The following is a 19,569-nucleotide window of genomic DNA, read 5'->3' on the forward strand; positions in this document are numbered from 1 at the left end:
TGGTATGAGCCTAATGACCGACAAACAAACGCTGAATGACCTGAACATTTTCGGGAAAGGTGGAGGCGATTCAGTGTATACGATATATAACCGCACCTTTACCCGCGGAGGATCGGAACTGATGGAAGAAATGTTCCGCAGCCCGCTCTCAGACGCAGCTGCCATTAATGCGCGCAGCACTATCATCCGCGCGTTTTCCCAACAGGAAATCCGCTTCCCGTATGAAGGCGATTGGTTTGATGCCGCAGAACAACACCTGCAGAATACCGATGAACGCACCAAACTGAATGACCAGGAACATACACTGGGCAGGAAGTTTAATCACCTGATTGCCGCCGATACAGCGTACAAAGCCATTGAAAAAGGTGTAGTGAGCCTGATCGGTATTTTACAGGCAACCCGTACGTTTGCAGACAACATCCGGCAACAGGTGGCGGATCTTCCTTACAACAAGGAACTGGCGGCCATCGACCGGTTATTACAAACAGCGGAATTACAGCCCCTGCTGCAGGAACATACCAAACAGAAATTTTCCTTTGCCGCGGTAGCGGAGTATGATAAAATACTCCGCTTCCGGCAACGGAGTATCGTATTGCAATTGCTGGGACATATTTACCTGGCCGACGTATACCTGTCTGTTGCCCGCACCGCCCGGGAGCGTAAATTCTGTTTCCCCGTTGCCCTGGATGCGGAAAAACAAACAGTAGTGCTGGAAGATTTCTACCATCCGTCTTTAACCAAACCGGTGGTCAATACACTCAACATCACTCCTTCAAGCAATATTATTTTCCTGACAGGCGCCAACATGGCCGGGAAATCCACCTTCATGAAAGCACTGGGCATTGCCATGTTCCTGGGCCAGATGGGGTTCCCGGTGCCTGCTGCAAAAATGGAATTTTCCGTAAGAGATGGCATTTTCACAACCATCAACCTGCCGGATAACCTGAGCCAGGGCGCCAGTCACTTTTATGCAGAAGTGTTGCGTGTTAAAACCATTGCACAGGAACTAAGCCGCGATAAATACCTGTTTGTCATCTTTGATGAACTGTTCCGCGGCACCAATGTAAAAGACGCATACGAAGCCACCATCGCCATTACATCGGCCATTGCACGGAGGAAGAACTGTATGTTCGTGGTATCTACACATATCATTGAAGCCGGCGACGTGCTCAAAGAGAAATGTGACAATATCAATTTCGTATATCTGCCAACGTTAATGGAAGGCAGCAAGCCCGTTTATACCCATAAACTGGCCACAGGCATTACTTCCGACAGGCATGGTATGGTAATTATAAAAAATGAAGGTATCCTGGACATATTGGCCAGGAAAAAATCAATAAAGAAGACCACATGAGCTTTATTGCAGATAAACAAACACTGGACGATCTGTCGTTGCTTGGAAAGTATAATGCCAATTCCATCTTCAGTCTTTTCAACCAGGTAAAAACCCGGGGTGCGGAGAAACTGCTGGATACCATGTTCCTCCACCCGTTAACCGATGCAGACCAGATCAATGCCAGAAGCGCCGCATTCCGCTACTTCGGCGATCAGCCCATTCCCTTCCCTTTTGAGGAACAACTGCTGGGCAGCACAGAAGCCTTCCTGGATGAAGGATGCAACAGCAACTTTCCCCTGGCCCTCTGGCAAATAAGCCGGAAAAAGTTAGCCGCCCTGTTGGTAAAGGATGATGCATACGAACTGCAACTGCAGGGCATAGCTACCTGCGTACAGCTGTTGAAAGGCTTCACTACGCTACTTGGTCAGCTGGAAAAAGAAGGCCGTGATAAAAACACCCCCTGGGAAAAATGGGTGGCAGGCGCCCGGAGCATTGTCCGGGATAAGCGGCTGCAAAATATAAACGACGAAAGGTCCCTGTTGCAAACCGCCAGGCTACACTACCTGCTGGCACACGTATTCCAGGATAAGTTAAAAGCCTTGCTGGCGCTCACCTACGAAATAGAAGTATATATCACCGTTTCCGGTATTGCCAAAGCAAAAGGATTTTCCTACGCAAAGGCGTTACCGAAAGAAAAAAATGTGCTGGCAGCCAAAGGAGTTAAACATCCCGGCCTGGATAAAGCAGTGCCCAACACGCTTTCGTTTAACGGCAACAGCAACGTACTGTTTCTCACCGGCGCCAACATGGCGGGAAAATCTACCCTCATGAAAGCAACAGGGATCATGGTGTACCTGGCGCATATGGGATTCCCTGTGGCTGCACAGGAGCTGGAGTTTTCTGTACTGGATGGCATCTATTCTTCCGTAAATGTACCTGATGACCTGAACCGCGGATACAGCCATTTTTATGCAGAAGTACTCCGTGTAAAAAAGGTAGCGGAAGAAGTAGACGCCGACAAACATCTCTTCGTTATTTTCGACGAACTGTTTAAAGGCACCAACGTGAAAGACGCTTATGACGCCACACTGGCTGTAACAGCAGCTTTCACCGCTTTCAGGGATTGCTTCTTTATTATTTCCACTCATATCTTTGAAGTGGGAGACGCACTAAAAACCGAAGGCGATCATATACAGTTTGAATTCCTGCCAACCATCATGGAAGGTACCGTACCGAAATACACCTATACCCTGCAAAAAGGTATTACAACAGACAGACAGGGAATGATTATTATTGAGAATGAAGGTATCTTAGACATGCTGTAATGTTCTTATAACGGAACCATGTTACACACAAAAACCAACAAAAGATAAATAGCTATGCATTATCGTTATCTGGCCATAGCAGGGCTGCTGTGTTTTTCAACAGCAGACAGCTTTGCGCAGGGCTCCGGTCAGAGCCAGGTCATTCCGCTGGACGCCGCAGTTCGTACCGGGCAATTATCAAATGGATTTACCTACTACATCCGCAAAAACAATGAACCTGCCAAACGCGCAATATTCTACCTGGCCAACAAAGTAGGTTCTATCCTGGAAGATGAGGACCAACGTGGTCTGGCCCATTTCCTGGAGCACATGAATTTTAACGGTACCACCCATTTCCCCAAAAATGAACTGATCGATTACCTGCAAAAAGCAGGCGTGCGCTTCGGCGCTGACCTGAACGCCTATACATCGTTCGATGAAACCGTTTACCAGTTGCCTATTCCTACCACTGATCCAAAAATGGTAAGCCGTGGCCTGGATATTATGCGCGACTGGGCACAGGAAGCGCTGCTGGAAACAGACGATATTGACAAAGAAAGAGGCGTGATCATTGAAGAGAAACGCCTGCGCGAAGGCGTAGCAGCCCGCATACAGGACAAAACACTCCCCGTGGTGTTAAACAATGCCCGGTATGCCAACCGTTCGCCCATTGGTACGGATAGCATACTGCTGCATTTCCCGGCGGCAACGCTCCGTCGCTTTTACCACGACTGGTACCGTCCCAACCTGCAGGCACTCATTGTAGTAGGCGATGTGGATGTTGACCAAGTAGAACAACAGATCCGCAAACAATTTGCAGACCTGAAAAACCCTGCTAACGAAAAATCCCGGCCCGATTATAAAATTGCCCTCACCGGCAAAAATCAGTTCCTTACCATTACCGACCCCGAAGTATCTGCCACCAACCTGGAAATGGCTATAAAGCATACAGCCGGTAAAATGATCACTACTACCGACTATCTCAACACGGTAAAACGGTCGTTGTTTAACCAGGTACTCGGCGCCCGGATCGGGGAATTATCTCAAAAACCCAATCCCCCATTCCTGGGTGTAAACGCAGGCATCGGTAACTTAATGGGCGGACTGGATCAGTTCTCCTTTTCCGTGACCGCTAAACCCGGTAAGCTGGCAGAAGCCTTTGCCGCCGGCTGGTCGGAAGTAGAACAGGTAAAACGTTTCGGCTTTACACAATCAGAGCTGGACCGCGCCAAAGTGGCCTACCTCAACAATCTCGAAAAAGCAGCAAAGGAAAAAGACAAAACAGTTTCCGAAAGCTATGTGAAAGAATACCAGGCGTTGTTCCTCGAAGGAGCAGCTTCACCAGGGTTCGACTGGGAATACAATTTCCTGAAAAAGGAATTGCCGGGTATCAGTCTTGACGATATGAAAGCAGTAGCCAACGAATACATCAAAGATACCAACCGCGATATCTTCATCGTTGCTCCTGAGAAAGAGAAAAACAATCTTCCTGATTCCGCTACCGTTAACGGGTGGTTTAAAACAATAGCCGCGGCCTCGCTGGCAGCGTACAAAGACAACGTTACCGATCAGCCGTTGTTAAAAAAATTACCTGCACCCGGAAAAGTAGTAGCGCAAAAAAGCTATGCTGCACTGGGCGTACAACAATTAACTTTGAGCAATGGCGTGAAAGTATGGCTCAAACCCACCACTTACAAAAATGATGTGATCCAGTTCATGTCATTTGCACCCGGTGGTATCAATAAATATTCAAATGAAGAGTTCCCCAGCGCTTCCAGTGCAAACGGCATTATAAGCGGGTCCGGTCTTGCTGACCTTTCGCCGGTTCAATTATCGAAGATATTAAACGGCAAATCTGCCTCCGTGGGCGCGTTCATCAGCGGACGTAGCCAGGGTGTGGGCGGCGCCAGCACCGTGAAAGATTTTGAGACAGCGCTGCAACTGGTATACCTGCGGTTTACCGCACCCCGGAAAGACACCGTGCTGTTTGAAAATGCACTGGCCCAATCCAGGGAGCAGATCCAAACCCGTTACAACGATCCGGGCAATGTATTTAAAGATACCGTGACCGCTGTATTGAGCGGCTACAATTACCGTACAAGCCCCTCTACTTTAACCCGGCTCGATAGTATCAGCCTGGAAAAAGCGTATGAAGTGTACCGCGACCGCTTTGCGGATGCCTCGCAGGCTAACTTCGTATTTGTAGGAAACTTTAATACCGACAGCATCAAACCTTTGCTGGAACAATACCTCGGTGCATTGCCTTCCCTGAACAGAAAGGAGAAAGCCGTGAAACTGCCGCTACGTGCGCCTAAAGGTCAGCTGGTAAAAACGGTGACCAAAGGAACTGATAATAAGGCCACTGTATTACTGGTTTACAATGGCGACTGCGTGTACAGTACCGAAAATAAAGTACAGCTGCAGGCACTGTCTGAAATACTGCAATACCGCCTGTTAACAAGCCTGCGGGAAAACGCCGGCGAAGTATACACACCTTCTGTAAATGCAAATATGTCGAAAGAACCCGAGCAGCGCTTCGCGGTAAATGTATCATTCGGCTGTGCACCTGAACACGTAGAACACCTCGTAGGGCTGGTACAGCAGGATATCGCCAACTTACAGCAACAGGGCGCCACTGCCGATGAAGTGCAGAAATTCAAAGCAGGCTTCCAGAAGCAATATGAATTACAGGTAGAAAGCAATGAATTCTGGTTACAATACATCTCCGGAAAAATAGAAAGTAATGAAGCGCTGAAAGAGTTGCCCAATATAGAAAAACAATTGGGCCGCGTTAACGGCGCATCCATTAAGGCCGCTTCAAAGAATTACCTGGGCGGAGAAAATGTGATCCGCTTTGTTGCCTTGCCGGAAAAAAAATAAAGATTGTTTTTGAGTGATGATGCAAAAGCCGTTTCCCTTTACCGGGGGCGGCTTTTTTTTTTGGGCGTTATATCAAGGCTGTACCAGCCATTCCAGGAGCTGGTACATTTTCTCTTTACTAACCGTGATCGTTTCAGTATGCCTGGTTTATCACAGCCTGTCACTAAATACCCCTTCAAACTCTACTATTACAAGTAGCAAAAAAGGCACAGAATAAAGTTAACTTAATCAACCTAAATTCTTCAACCATGTCTAAAACCACACCCCTGGTATGGCTCGCCGGCGCCATGCTATTTGTTTCCTGTAACAAAAACCTCTCACAACCTGCCAACACCGAACCTGAAGCCAGCGCCGGAACTGTCTTCCCTGTTACTTTTAATGTCGATGATTTTTCGCAGGAGCTGGACAGCTTTGCCCGCATCGCCGGCGATGCCACAACTGCAAAAGATTCGCTGGATGGTCATGTAAAATACCTTTACTACAAAGTGTATGGTACAGGTGCACTGGCTGCCATCAAACATGAAATTGTGCAGGAAGTAGGTAGTCCTTCTTTTGGTGTAATCCGGGATACATTGCCGCCCGGTAATTACAGGTTTACCTTGCTGGCTACCGGCGACAAGTATCGTCCAAACATCACCAATGCCGGTTTCAAGTATCCCGGCAGCGATGCTTTCAGCAAGCACTTTGAAATGGTGGTAAATGGACCGGCTAATGCCAAAGTTTCACTGGACCGTATTGTGGCGCGACTCCAATTTATTATCCAGGACCCGCTGCCGGCTGATGCCGCCTGGATGGACATTCAGTTCAGCGGCATCCCGCGGGTATTTAATTTTCCTACCGGGGAGGTAAGCAACCCTGCTAACGGTACTGCTTATTCGAACTACCTGGGCTATACGTTCCAGATACCCGCTTACAACCAGGGAAAGCCAGGTTTTAAAACACAGGCTTACTTCCCGTTGCAGGGCAGCTACACGGTGCCATCGATAACAGTTGTTTGCAGAAGTACCCTGGGTAATTTGCTGGCCAACAAAGTCATTAACAATGTTAAGTTTGAAACCAACAAACGCACCGTTTTAAAAGGCAATCTCTTTGCGCCCACCAGCAGTGGCATAGAGGTGGATCTCAACGACACCAACTGGAAACCGGACAGCATAGCCGTATTCTACTGACAGTAACTTTATTGCTATCATTCCACTCAACAGCTTCCCTCAGGGGAAGCTGTTGTTATTTACAACATCATGGTATGATTTGTGGAATTCCATTCTAACATTAAATTACTGGTGACATGCATATTATTTTAGGAGGTACAGGACATATAGGATCTGCACTGGCAGAGGCCCTCATAGAAAAGGGAGAGCTGGTAACCATTATTTCCCGCGATCCAAAAAAGAAGCAGGAATGGGAACAAAAGGGAGCGGACGTAGCCATCGCAGATGTGTTGGATGTAAAGCGTTTGCAGAAGATTTTCAATACGGGTGAACGGTTGTTTTTACTTAATCCCCCGGCAGCTCCCTCAACAGATACGGTAGCACAAGAAAAAGAAACGCTGAATGCTATTCTTACTGCGCTTGAAGGATCCCGGATAAAAAAAGTAGTGGCGGAGTCTACTTACGGTGCGCAGCCGGGTAACGGTCTCGGCGATCTTGGTGTGCTGTATGAAATGGAACAGGCATTGGCGAATATGAATATACCAACCACTATTATCCGCGGCGCTTATTACATGAGCAACTGGGCCGCTTCTTTGGAAACAGCACGTGAAGCAGGCACTGTTTATACCTTTTATCCTGTTGATTTCAAACTCCCCATGGTATCACCCGGTGATATTGGCGGCGTGGCTGCCAGGCTGATGCTGGAACCGGTTACCCAAACCGGCCTGCATAATGTGGAAGGTCCGCAACAATACTCCGCAAAGGATGTTGCAGACGCATTCTCTGCTGCGCTGGGGAAAGATGTGAAAGCGGTAGAAATTCCTGAAAGCCATTGGATACAGGCACTTGAAGACGCAGGCTTTTCAGCGCCGGCAGCGAAATCAATGGCAGCAATGACCCACGCTACACTGAAGGGAAAATATACACCGCCCGGCCCGGTCAGAGGTACCACAACATTAACAGCTTATATCGGGGAATTAGTGGCCTCGGCAAAGTAACCTCTTATGCCCATCTACATCTGTAAAGACAGTTTTTTGTATATTTATTTGTTGTTCGCTTTTAAATATCATTTAACAGATGTCGATACACGTAGCCATTACAAGGAAGGTACTTCCGGGAAAAGAAGAGGAATTTAAAGAAGCCCTCAGGCAGTTTCTCGGCGAATCATTTATACATGGAGGCGTTCATGGCGCTGCCATGATCACGTCGCTGCCGGGTTCAGATTCGAATGAGATTGGCATTTTAAGAACTTTTGCGGATGAAGCTGAAAGAGACGCATTTTATAATTCAAAACTTTTTAGAGACTGGGAGGCTTACGCCTCAAAACTTACCGAAGAACCGGTTTACAGGCCGCTAACAGGACTGGAAGCCTGGTTTCGTTATCCGCTGCCACCACCAAGATGGAAAATGGCTGTTGCCACCTTATGCGGCGTTTTCCCCACCAGCCTGTTGTTGTCATTCACAGTAGGCCCCTATCTTCAAAACCTGCCCATGCCGCTGCGGGTACTTATTATTGCCGTTTGCATGGTAGCCTTGTTAACATGGGTGGTAATGCCTGTGATCACCCGGTTGCTGAAAAAATGGCTGCGGCCATCCTGAAAATATTCAGCAACACGACATCATCTTAAATTTCTATTTTTGATCCGTTAAATAAGGTATACTGGCCTTGCATAAACTCACATGATTCTAAATACATAATACGCCGGATGAAAGAGCAATTAATTACTTTGATTAAAAACTTAAAAGACAATTCACTTAGTTTCAAAGAGGTGATTGAATTTATAGAAACTTACTATCAACATCAGCCAACCGCTTTTAAAAACGGAGAGGCACATAATGAAGCGACCCAAAATCAGGGTAGCGCGAAGGTTTTTGCTTTCGCCCGGCTAAATAACCTGGACAATGAAGATACCCTGTACCTGTTTGCAGAACACTATCAATCGGTATTAAATAATCCCAATGGAACAGATCACCAGAATATCAGGCAATTTATGGTTCATGGCTGGCCGGGAGTGGTTTTTGAAGGACAGGCCCTGCTTGTGAAGTAGTTCACAATACTTCTTTGGAGGAAAATGAGCAAAAAAAGGACGTCCGGATATCCCGCAGGTAGATCCGGACGCCCACTTTATTAGACGTGCTAAATACCTAACGCCGTTTTTATTGCTTCCTCTACCGGACTGCACAGGCCTTTACCCCTGATATCAAACCCGCTCCTGAGTAACAGCGGTGGCTGTGCCATAAACTTAGGTACCAGACCACGATGCCGCTGCGCAGCATGCACCAGGAATGGGTGACAGAGATATACCGTGCCGGCCTTTCCTGTTGCCTGTACTTCCTCTCTCTCAGGCAATTCCGGCAACCTGGCTGCCAGTTCCATGAAAGAAAGTCCTTCTTCACCTTCCGGCTCCAGTAATCGGGCAACATCCAGATGTGAGCCCTTTAGAATCCTGGTTGGCGCATCCTGCTCGCCGGTATCCGAAAATAAAAACAGCATCAGCAAGGCACGGCCTTTAGAGTTTATATTAACTCTGGCCGCGAAAAAGTCATTCGGATCCGCACCAGCAAAACCCGCATCTACATGCCAGCCGGTGTCACCAGAATCAACTTCTGCCGGGAAACGAATGGGAAAGGCACCCATGCTCCTACAGGGAACCCATTTTTCTTTACCGACCAACTGATCAAATGCGTTATGAAGAACCGCGGTATTGGCAGCCTTGATGAATGGTTCTTGTGTATACATACCCAGCCAAACGACCGGTTTTGTCCAGGTGCTGCTGTCGTTAGGATCCGCTGGAATATCTTTCCATAGAATATTTCTTGCTTCACCCGCAAGATCAGCAGAAAAAGCATTATCAATACGGACAAAGCCGTCAGTAATAAATGACTGTATTTGTTGTGGATTCAGGGTGTTATGCATAATGTTATACTATAAAAGTTCAGACAATAAAATTGATGCCCCCCAGGGGGTATTGGTTTTACCAGACTTGAAAATTTATATTATAACATTACCGTCATTCTCATGTGGCAAATTTATTCATTTATTTTAAAATTACTATTCCAGATAAAGTAGAAGAAGGTGGATTGAAGTGGAATAAAATTTATTCATCAGTAAAAAGAATCTTTTCCTATTGCCGGGAAAAGATTCTTATGTTTTTCTTAAGAAGAAGAAATAACCGAATGACATTACTCCGCGCCCTTTATTTCTTCCAGGTATTCCTTATAGCGGTTATACAAATGTCCTGCCTGCAGGTAAGCCGACTGCGGGCTCATAAAATGAGAGAACTCAAAAGTAATGGCCTTATCATAACCTGCTCTCCTGGCAGCTTCCAGCTTTAAACGCAGCTTTTCAAACTTGATAGGCAAAAACTTAATCGGCATGTCCCTGTCAAAACTTTCTGCATTAGTCCAGCATTGCAGCCCAAAGTGGTCCGCCATTTTTTTATTGACTGCAAAAAAATCATCCAGTTCGTGGTAGTCGATATGCCCATCCTGGAACGCAACGGCATCCACCGCGCCTTGTATACCGGCAAATATTTCGCTCCATTCCTGCTCATGCGCTTTGAGAGAAACGGCATCTTCTTTTGTAATTACAGCCGATGCCGCCATCACTGCTTTCTTCCCATCGATCCACGGGGAAATCAATGTTGGCAGGCCATTGCTCGCGGCTTTGCATTGCAATCCCAATGTACGGAAAGCCGTGGTAGCGCCCCTGGTTTTACGGCTGATCTCCATGCTCAGGTACCATCCTCTGAAACTTTTATGATGACCATAATTTTTCCATACCTCATCTATTACAAAACGGTTGCTGTCGATTTCATGCTGCATATCTCCGGAATCCCAGTATTTGCCACTGTCGTACAACCCAAAATAAAATTGCATATCCAGCTCATCTGCCAGTTGCAGGAACAGCTCTACCAGGTCTACCGGCGGATGGTAACACTGCTGCTCTTTTATGAGATAGGCCGACGGATAAGTAATAAAACGCCTGTACCCACTGCGGATAAGGATCACGGTATCTATCCCGATTGCTTTCATGTGCTCAAAATCCCTGCGCCATTCTTTGGCTCCCCAGTTCTGATGGGGGATGTCGTGGCTGATCTCATCCAGGAATGTTCCGGTTATCTTCATATCTCCCTATAAATTTATAATCCGTTATTTATTTTTCAACAAAATGCACCGGCGCCTGCTTTTTTCCCTGCACAGCGTTCTGCATAAAATTATCCATCTCCTTAAACTTTCTGAACATAAAGCTGGCTACCTCGTGTCCTTTACCTTCATACGTGTAAAGGGTTACCGGCCATCGTTTCTTCTGCATTTCTGTAAAAAGTGTATAGCCGCCCGACATCATGATCCATCCGGCATCGGTAGCGTTGCAAAAATGATGCGCTGCAGTGGCATAGGGCACCAGCTGGTCATTGGTGCCGTGCATTAGTAATACAGGAAACGGCCGCTGCACATATACCGGGTTCATATCCAGCACAGCGCCGGAAAAGGCCATCAGGCCGGCGTAACGGAATGGTTTATGGCTACTGTCTTTACGGCTTACAAAAGGATTGAACACCAGGTTCAACACGGCCTCTGCACCGGCGCTGCTACCAGCCAGGAATAACTTCAACGTATCTACGTTTAATGCAGCGGCGTGTCCGCGTAAATAGTTGGTAGCATCACGGGTATCTTCTACAGCCAGCCTGATGGCTTTCAGTTTTTCCGGCACCACGGTTTCACAACCAAAGCTTTTACCTTTCAGGTATAAACGGTATTTGATCACAAATACATTATATCCCATGCGGGCAAGGCCTTCGGCAAACGGCGCCTGGTTTACCGGATCTCCGCCGGTAAAACCGCCACCGTGTACAAACAGCACAGAAATGCCATTGGCCGCTGTTTGCGGACGGTAATGATCAAACCATAAGGTATCCGCGCCTTTCACCGCATAAATTTCCCTGGATGGCGCACTGCCATACAAAAATGCCGGGATACATAACAATAGCCATAATGCAGGCACGTATAGTTTTTTATTATTCATAACGATATTTTTCCTTGCTACAGGTACTTCCGTTTTTTGAGGAAGTCCACCCATATTACATAAGCAGCGGGCTTCAGGTGGATGCCATCAGCCGTCAGCTCTTTTACCAGGTCTCCATTGGCGTCGGCAAATATTTCATGCAGGTTGATGTAAGGCAGGCCATACTTCTCTGCAATTTTCCGGATGCCCACGTTCAACTGCAGGATGCTGTCTTTTTTATTTTTAAGATATGCAGCTGTTGTAAATGGTTCGTATAAAGGTAATACGCTTTGAATATAAATTTTTGTTTTGGGAGAATGGGTACGGATATAAGCCACGATATGATCGTAATTTTCCAGGATCACTTCCCGCGGTAGTCCCCTGCTCAGATCGTTGATGCCGATCAACAGGAACAGCTTGCGCGGCACGGCTTTCACAATACCATCCAGCCGGGCGAGTACGCCAAAAGTATTATCGCCGCCGATGCCGCGGTTCATTACTTTTACGCCGGGCAGCAGCTCGCCCCAGGCGCCCCGCTCCGTGATGCTGTTACCCAGGAAAACGATGGCTTTCTTTTGCAGCGGCAACGTGTTAAACAGTTCCATTCTTCCCTGGTAATAGGTGTTGTTGTAGCTGCTGTCGATTTTCTGCGCAACCGCTGCAGAAACGAAGCCCACGCATAGTAAAGCTGCACAGCCAATACGTTTGAAAAAATACGCTACTGCTTTCATGCTATAAATATTTTTTACGTTTCAGGTATTCCACCCATAAAATATAGGCCTGTGGCTGGAGATGCAGACCATCTGTTGTCAGCTCCCGTTTCAGTTGTCCACCTTCACCTGCAAAAACATCGTTATGAAGGTCAATATAAGTACAGTGGTATTTAGCGGCGATCTGTTGTAACCCTTCGTTCAGCAATTTTATTTTCTCGTTGCGGATCTTCACGTAAATATCCGCCAACACCGGTTCCGTTACCGGCAATACGCTTTGCAGGTACAAGGTAGTATGCGGCGCCATGGCCTTTACCTTAGCTGCTATCCGCTCATAATTGGCCACTATATAATTCAGCGGCGTTCCTCTTTTTATATCATTAACGCCTATGAGCAGGAATATTTTTCGCGGATGCAAAGCCAGCACCTGATCCAGACGGGCATATACCCCAAAGGAATTATCGCCGCTGATACCGCGGTTACTGACGGTCATACCCGGCAGCACTTCGCTCCAGGGCCCCACTTCCGTTATACTGTTGCCCAGGAACACCACGCCCCTGGCGGGTACAGGCAGCTGATTAAAAAATTTCACACGCTCTTTGTAATAGTTGTTGGCATAGCTGCTATCCAGCGACTCCTGGGCCATTGCCACACTCGCGGATGTTAACAGGCACATTAAAAAATACATCATCTTTTTCATGCGGCAGTAATTTTAAGACGGTCGTACCAGGTGAATTTTAAAACAATCATGCAAAGTATCCATACAGTTGCAGCCAGGAAGCCATTTCTGAAATAGCCGAATACAAAAAATACCGGCATAATCACCATGCTCATCTGCCAGCAAATGCCTACCAGTACATTCAACATATCCCATTTAAACTGGCGGTTAGGCTCAAACGCAGGATCATCCTGCTTTACCCATTGCAATACAGTGTTCCAGTATCCCCACGGACGGGTGTTGGCGTAAAATATTTTCAGAACGTCCTTTTCCGTTGGCGGCGTAAGCAGGCATCCGATCACGCTGGCCGACATCGACAACACCAGGATGATAAAGAAAGAGATCAGTGTACCGATGCCACTACCAAACACTTCATTATAGCCGCTGAAATAATGATTGCTCAGCCACTCCATCAGTTTAGGTACAAATGTGGCCGATAACAGTCCGGCCAGCATACCGGCAAAATAACCGTAACCATTGAAGCGCCACCAGATCCATTTTAATACGTTGGCAGCAGCATACCCGCCGTATAAAGCAGAGGAAAGCCAGATGGTAAGGGAACTAAGGGAATCTGCAAAGAGGCCGAAAAAACAACCCGTAGCAATAATGCCGATAGAAACGAGATAACTACATTTAACGTAATGCCTGGGCGGCGCGTCGGGTCTGAAATATTTTTTATAGAAATCGTTCACCAGGTAGGCAGGCGCCGCATTCACAAAAGCGGAGAATGCGCTCATAAACGAGGCCAGCAAACCGGCCAGCACAACGCCCCGGATGCCCGCGGGCAGGTAATTGCTTACCACCTGGCTCAGGATCGTTTCAAAGTCGGGTTTTGCCTGCGATTGTAAAGAAGGCATAAATACGTTAAAGGCAATCAGCGTTAAAGCGCTCACCATCATAAACAGCGGGATGTACAATACCAGGTTAGTGAAGCCCGACAGCTTAGCCGCTTCCCAGGGCCGGCGGGCGCTGAGGATGCGCTGCATGTCGAAACCCGGTACCGGTCCGGCCAGGCTGGCAAAAATGCCTTTACCGATCATCATCAGCATCAATGCGCCAAACCAGGTAAAACCATCCTCGGCTATTTTACGGTTGGCCTGCGGAAAGGTATGATCCCAGCTGAGGTTCAGTTTCCATTCCGGCCAGAAAGAGGCCCAGCCCTGCGGCAGCTGCTGATGCAGCTGATCATAGTTCACACCTTTCACAGCAAATATTACCACCAGTATACAACTCACCACCAGGATGCCATATTGCAATACTTCAGTAGCCACCACGCTGTACATACCGCCTTTCACGGTGTAGAGGGTAGTCAGCGCCACAATGATCAGCGCATAGGTTTGCTGATTGGTAAACATCCCATTGGAAAGATCCCAGGGCAGCATGTTGGCAGCAAATTTCCCGATGCCCACAAATACATACCCGATAAAACCGATCACACTTACCACTGCAAATATCACTACGATCATATGTGCCAACCGTCCTCCCCTGTCATCGCCAAATCGTTTGATGATCCAGTCGGCCCCGGTCATGGCATTACTCCGCCTGATCCAGATAGCGAGGAATACCATCACAAATATCTGGTTCCAGATGGGCCACAGCCACGGCAGCCAGGCAGCCTTAAACCCGTAGATAAATAACAGCGCTACATAAAAAGCGGTACCGCTTACATCAAACATACCACTGCTGTTGCTGAAGCCCAGCCAGTACCATTTGATATTGTTATTCCCCAGGAAGTAGGACTGTATGTTACCGGAGGCTTTTTTGGAGATCCAGAACCCCAGGCCGATGATAATGACCAGGTATAATAAGATAATTAAAACGTCGATGGTCGCAAGATTCATAATATTGTGATGTCGGTATGATTGATAAAATAGTTTACATGTTAACAGCAGTTATGACTATGTTTTCCATAGCCATCCGCGTTTTGTAAAAAACACGGTAATCAGGGACACTATTCCCGTAAACAATACGCCGCTTAAAAAACCGCCTGCTATATTTTGCTGCATAGCGGTATAGAGGCTCATCCCCCCGCTTAACCGCAACAACGGCAGCAGCAACAGGTTGCCCGCTACATAAGCCACCATAGGGTTCCGGCCGTTCATGCTTAAATAGCGCAAGATACCGGCGCCGGCGCCGCTTAACTGCCAGTAATAAAAAGTCATTAACATAAAAAAGGCAAGTCCCCCGGTTACAAGATAATAACTGAAAGTGGAAGGATCTTTTTTTATACCGCCTTCATACGCCTCAAAAAAGAGACCCAGTAGCAAAAGATATACGCCCGCTTTGAAGAACCTTAGCAGCAGCGGTTTTGCAGCATGTAAAAATCTCCCGGAAAAATAATATAACAGCAAACAAAGTATGGTAGTAATAACAAGATTAACCAGCAGATGCCGGCCAAACAAACATACCACGTTGGTAACAATCACCGCAAACGATAAAACAGCCAACATACCTGTACGGGAAGGCGCCGCATTCTCCGCAGGCGGGCGGACAGCATTGTCCTGCAATAACCACTCGCCCGCCAATGTACCGGGAATAATGATGAACAGGTATTTTAAATAATAGAATTTATACATCCAGGGGAAAGGCGACCATTGAAAAACAGCTTCATTAATAGAACCCGGTACACCCGCGCCCAGCAGCACCGCCATCACAAAAGGGAGTAGCCCTATCCGCAGCCAGGGATTATTCCTGGTGCACCACCAGGCCAGCGTACCCGCAAAAGCCATATTAGCCAGCACCATCATGATAATATCGAAGCGGTATAAAGAAAAACCTTTGCCATCTTTAAAAGGCAGCAGGTACAACAGAACACCTGCCAGCGCAAACGACAACAGCTTTACGGCGGTCCATAATTTCGTTTGCCGGGCCGGTTTATACAATTGAAAACACAACAGGATAAACGCAGCCGGTTGTAACAGGTACATAAAAGGCGAAGGATTACCGGCCGGCACAATGCTCCGGGCATGCATGGTAAACAGTGCAAAGAAAACCAGTAAGAGATATCTCCGGCAGGCAACGGACAACACGTCACCGAAGTTCGCACCTTCTTTTACCTTCCGGTTCAAAGCCAGTGGTATAGCGGCTCCCATCGTGAACAGAAAAAATGGAAATACCAGGTCCACCCAGGTAATACCCGGCAAGTCCGGCATAAAAATATGTGCAGGCGGCGGCTCCTGGGCATGGTACATCCACGCCGGCAGTATGCCAAAAGCAATACTGCTGCTGAGTACCATAGCCAGTATGGCCAGCCCTCTCAATGCGTCGAGGCTATTATCACGATGCTGCATGTGTTTCCGTTGTTTAATACTTTTATTTTTGCAGGCCCGCTTTCACGGCGTCCCACAAAGGCTGTTTCAGGCGGTTGTATTGCGGTGCATAAATATGTACCAGGTCAAACAACATGATGCCGCCGGTAGTATTGGCTGTGATGTATTTAATACTCCTGGTGATCTCTGCTTTGCTGGCCCAGTCTACATTCCCCATATCAATACCGCCGTATAAAGGCACCTTGTTTTTAGTAACGTAGCGGGTACCGCGGATAGAGCCTTCCACGCTCCACCAATGATAAGTAAGATTGGCGGTAGCAGCGTTTTCAGATAACAGGATCTGCGTAAAATAATTTCCCGTCATCATGATATCCAGCTGCTCTGCGTATCCCGTTTTATAGTATTCCGGGTAGGCCCAGTCGAACCGGATGGCCTGATCGTTGAAAGGATCATACTCTTCGCTGGCCCAGTTCACGCCCACCTGGTAATAGGTAACATACCACGCGCCTACATACACGCCGAAATTCACGGACGATTTTACGCTCTTCACTGCTGCCCTGGCCTGTTTAAAAAAATCGTGGATCACGGTGGCCCGGTACAGCAGCCATTTCTTGTAGTATTTACCGGTGGTAGCAGGCAACACCTGGCCACTTGTGTTTTTCCATGAAGTAACAATATCGCCGGGAAAGTTCATCTTCGCGGCATCGTTATCGTTGTATTTCTCTTTCAGGAAAGCAATAAACTGTTCTTTGCTGAAGTCGGAGAAATCAGCGTCAATATCTGTATAACGGGCATAATCGAGAATCAGCCCATCGATATCATATTTCTGCACAATCTCTTTGATGATGTTCAAGGCCCTGGTCTGCACCTCCGGCCGGGCCGGGTTTACAAAGGCATTGCGACCGGTAGATGTAACCGGCACGCGGTTGCCGTTCACATCGCATACAATGGATTCGTTCCGGCTTTTAAACGCGGGATCATCGAACACAGTGCCAATGCTTCTGCCCCCATCTCCTTCTACAAAAGTGATGATGGAAGCATATACCTTGAATGATCTTTTCCTCGCTTCGCTGATCATGAATCCTACATAGTCCACATTGGCCGGCAGTGATTTACCATCCATCGATGTTACCTGTTTGGCGTATGCGCTGGGATACATGGTGTAGCCGGTGCTTCCTTTTACATCAATCACCAGGCCGGTGACGCCTGTTTGTTTCAGTGTGTCCAGCACTGTTTTTATCTGCGCGGTATCGTTTAATCTTCCGTAGGTTCCGAAAACGTTGGAACGGGCATCTACCCACACAATCACATTCCTGCCGGGCACAAATGTTCCGCTGGTGTCCACCGGCGAAACCGGCGTTGGATCAGCTTTACCCGACTTCTTACATGCCGCTGCCAGCAGGAGGCAAACGGATAACCCGATAAAATATACGCGGTGCTTCATGGTAAATTGATTAATGGTTACAGGTATTCAGCAGGCATACTGCCGGTATTGCAACCGGCAGTATGCTGTGTTTCTTAAGGTGCATAAGTAGTGAATTCGTGCGCCATGATACCGCCGTTGGTCAGCATCATATATACCTGCATCCGCTGTTTGTGATCGCTGTAACCGATACAGATATCAGCGGTACCGTTGCCATTGGCAGTACCGGTAAACAGGTCTGAGTTAAATATGTTGAACTGCGGGTAAGCAGCATCCGTAGGCGGCAGGCTTATTTTCGAAGGACTGGTAACATCATAAAGCGACATCTGTACCTGGTTCAGATCATAAGAATTCAGATACTTCACAATGGCCAGGTAATTGGCATTGTTAAACGTGCCGTAAGCGGTAGGCATCGTAAACACCACCGGATCACCCAGGGTGAGCGCTGCGGATCTCTCATTGGTAGCGCCGTTTACCAGTGCCACTTCAAATTGGTAGTTCAGGAAATAATCGCTGTTGGCCGCTGCAGAAACAGGTTGCGCTTCGGCGTAATATCCCCATAAGCTGGAGGCGCCGCCGGCGATGGATTTATAATTGATGATTTCAGGATCATTGCTCTGCAAAACGCCACCCGCAATACGCCATTTGTAGATGATGGTAGATTGCCCACCGGTAGCCATGATCACTGCATCTTTGTTGAGATCGCCGAAAATATTCACCCTCCTGCCTACGCCACCGTCGCCGGTGATGCCGGTAGGATTGCTGTTGGTCCAGTCTACCAGTTTTACAGGAGCGGCATCCGCTACGCTGCTGTATTTGTACAATATGAATTTGCTGTTTTTCGGCGCCCAGGAAGCAGCGAGCAAATTACCCGTGGTATCACTGGCGATCTGGAACGACAGCCCCGTAAAAGGATAATACATCTCTTTTACATAAGCGCCCGTAAACCGGTTGTACACACTGTATTTGGAAGGATTGGTTCTGCGTACCACTACGAGGTAATCGCCGCTCACGGTAATAGAAGTTTCCATATTGGCCGTGAAAGATAATTCCGCGCCGGTTTTTATCCACAGCTTCCGGTTGATCCCTGCGCCGTAAGCCAGTTTCTGCGGCTCGCGGGCGCGCAGCGTATAGGTTTTGGATACACCGTCAACACCGGTTACCGTAAAAGGCTGTTCCTGCGCAAGACTGATAGTGGCGCCTTCTGCCACCGATGCCGTAGAATGTTTGTTGATCTCATAATTGAAAACTGCTCCGGATATATCTACACCAGGCAGCACATAAAAGATCACTTCTTTCTCCTGTATCACTCCTTCAATCTCCTGCGCCGTACCTTCTACTGTAACGCTGATTTTTGCGCTGGTGATAGAATAATCCCCTACTTTTTTTGCTACTATTACATAGGAAGATTTAGCGCCATTACCGGCTGTTACTGTGATGTTTAAGGGTTTGCTCAGGTCCGTTACAGCCCCTATCGCCGGCGTTACTGTAGCATCTGTAGGAATGGTAGCCCGCACAATCAGCTTTTTAAGGTCCACCTCATTATCGGATGTCGCCGGGTAATACCAGGGAACATCAAAATAAATGGTGTCATTATTGGCGCTGTAACGCGCGTCAAATAAGCGCTCGCTTCCCTTTCCATCTGTAGTGAGATAAATATCGCTCAATGCACCCTGTTGCTTGCGGACTATCGCATCGGGCTTGCGACAGGAAAACAGGGCGGCGGCAGCTGCGATGACAATAAAAAATATGTTTGGTTTCATGTGATTCATTTTG

16 protein-coding genes are annotated in these 19,569 nt (G+C 47.6%); 7 read left to right on the top strand and 9 right to left on the bottom strand.

The features are described from left to right. Window positions 1–4: 4 nt before the first annotated feature. The 7 genes from V7S65_RS14975 to V7S65_RS15005 all read left to right on the top strand — a co-directional run bounded on the left by V7S65_RS14975 (window position 5) and on the right by V7S65_RS15005 (window position 8,716). Window positions 5–1,354 carry a MutS-related protein gene (locus tag V7S65_RS14975; RefSeq protein ID WP_336387147.1) on the top strand — a complete coding sequence of 450 codons (1,350 nt, stop codon included), beginning with the start codon at window positions 5–7 and terminating at the stop codon, window positions 1,352–1,354. Further along, the gene (locus V7S65_RS14980; protein ID WP_336387148.1) at window positions 1,351–2,661 is read left to right on the top strand and encodes a MutS-related protein; all 1,311 of its coding nucleotides are present in this window, start codon (window positions 1,351–1,353) and stop codon (window positions 2,659–2,661) included. Before V7S65_RS14975 ends, V7S65_RS14980 begins: the two co-directional genes overlap by 4 nt. A gap of 54 nt (window positions 2,662–2,715) precedes the next feature. After that, window positions 2,716–5,520, top strand: a complete 2,805-nt coding sequence (locus V7S65_RS14985) for a M16 family metallopeptidase (protein ID WP_336387149.1) — start codon at window positions 2,716–2,718, stop codon at window positions 5,518–5,520. 248 nt (window positions 5,521–5,768) lie between these two features. Beyond that, a complete protein-coding gene (locus V7S65_RS14990; RefSeq protein ID WP_336387150.1) occupies window positions 5,769–6,689 on the top strand; it encodes a hypothetical protein in 921 nt (306 codons plus the stop codon). 116 nt (window positions 6,690–6,805) lie between these two features. Next, window positions 6,806–7,666, top strand: a complete 861-nt coding sequence (locus V7S65_RS14995) for an NmrA family NAD(P)-binding protein (RefSeq protein ID WP_336387151.1) — start codon at window positions 6,806–6,808, stop codon at window positions 7,664–7,666. A 79-nt stretch (window positions 7,667–7,745) separates the two neighbouring features. Beyond that, window positions 7,746–8,267: an antibiotic biosynthesis monooxygenase gene (locus V7S65_RS15000; protein ID WP_079468875.1), complete on the top strand. Its 522-nt coding sequence runs from the start codon at window positions 7,746–7,748 to the stop codon at window positions 8,265–8,267. 107 nt (window positions 8,268–8,374) lie between these two features. Beyond that, window positions 8,375–8,716, top strand: coding sequence for a HopJ type III effector protein (locus V7S65_RS15005; RefSeq protein WP_336387152.1), 342 nt, complete (start codon window positions 8,375–8,377; stop codon window positions 8,714–8,716). Window positions 8,717–8,805: 89 nt separating this feature from the next. Here the strand turns inward: V7S65_RS15005 and V7S65_RS15010 are convergent, their stop codons facing one another. The 9 genes from V7S65_RS15010 to V7S65_RS15050 all read right to left on the bottom strand — a co-directional run bounded on the left by V7S65_RS15010 (window position 8,806) and on the right by V7S65_RS15050 (window position 19,556). Continuing rightward, on the bottom strand, window positions 8,806–9,585 hold the full coding sequence (locus V7S65_RS15010; protein ID WP_336387153.1) for a phytanoyl-CoA dioxygenase family protein: 780 nt from the start codon (window positions 9,583–9,585) through the stop codon (window positions 8,806–8,808). Window positions 9,586–9,851: 266 nt separating this feature from the next. Next, window positions 9,852–10,796 carry a DUF4434 domain-containing protein gene (locus V7S65_RS15015; protein WP_336387154.1) on the bottom strand — a complete coding sequence of 315 codons (945 nt, stop codon included), beginning with the start codon at window positions 10,794–10,796 and terminating at the stop codon, window positions 9,852–9,854. Window positions 10,797–10,824: 28 nt separating this feature from the next. Beyond that, window positions 10,825–11,694: an alpha/beta hydrolase gene (locus tag V7S65_RS15020; protein WP_159454233.1), complete on the bottom strand. Its 870-nt coding sequence runs from the start codon at window positions 11,692–11,694 to the stop codon at window positions 10,825–10,827. Window positions 11,695–11,711: 17 nt separating this feature from the next. Beyond that, a complete protein-coding gene (locus tag V7S65_RS15025) occupies window positions 11,712–12,404 on the bottom strand; it encodes a GDSL-type esterase/lipase family protein (protein WP_336387155.1) in 693 nt (230 codons plus the stop codon). A 1-nt stretch (window position 12,405) separates the two neighbouring features. Further along, window positions 12,406–13,083, bottom strand: coding sequence for a GDSL-type esterase/lipase family protein (locus tag V7S65_RS15030; protein WP_336387156.1), 678 nt, complete (start codon window positions 13,081–13,083; stop codon window positions 12,406–12,408). Beyond that, window positions 13,080–14,942, bottom strand: coding sequence for a sodium:solute symporter family protein (locus V7S65_RS15035; protein ID WP_336387157.1), 1,863 nt, complete (start codon window positions 14,940–14,942; stop codon window positions 13,080–13,082). The genes V7S65_RS15030 and V7S65_RS15035 overlap by 4 nt, the downstream gene beginning before the upstream one ends. 57 nt (window positions 14,943–14,999) lie before the next feature. Next, window positions 15,000–16,391, bottom strand: coding sequence for a DUF5009 domain-containing protein (locus V7S65_RS15040; protein WP_336387158.1), 1,392 nt, complete (start codon window positions 16,389–16,391; stop codon window positions 15,000–15,002). Between the two features lie 22 nt (window positions 16,392–16,413). After that, a complete protein-coding gene (locus V7S65_RS15045) occupies window positions 16,414–17,814 on the bottom strand; it encodes an alpha amylase family protein (protein WP_336387159.1) in 1,401 nt (466 codons plus the stop codon). Window positions 17,815–17,888: 74 nt separating this feature from the next. Continuing rightward, the gene (locus V7S65_RS15050) at window positions 17,889–19,556 is read right to left on the bottom strand and encodes a DUF5018 domain-containing protein (RefSeq protein WP_336387160.1); all 1,668 of its coding nucleotides are present in this window, start codon (window positions 19,554–19,556) and stop codon (window positions 17,889–17,891) included. Window positions 19,557–19,569 lie beyond the last annotated feature (13 nt).

It is taken from the genome of Chitinophaga sp. CCNWYY40, from assembly GCF_037483205.1.
Taxonomy (GTDB): Bacteria; Bacteroidota; Bacteroidia; order Chitinophagales; family Chitinophagaceae; genus Chitinophaga; species Chitinophaga ginsengisegetis.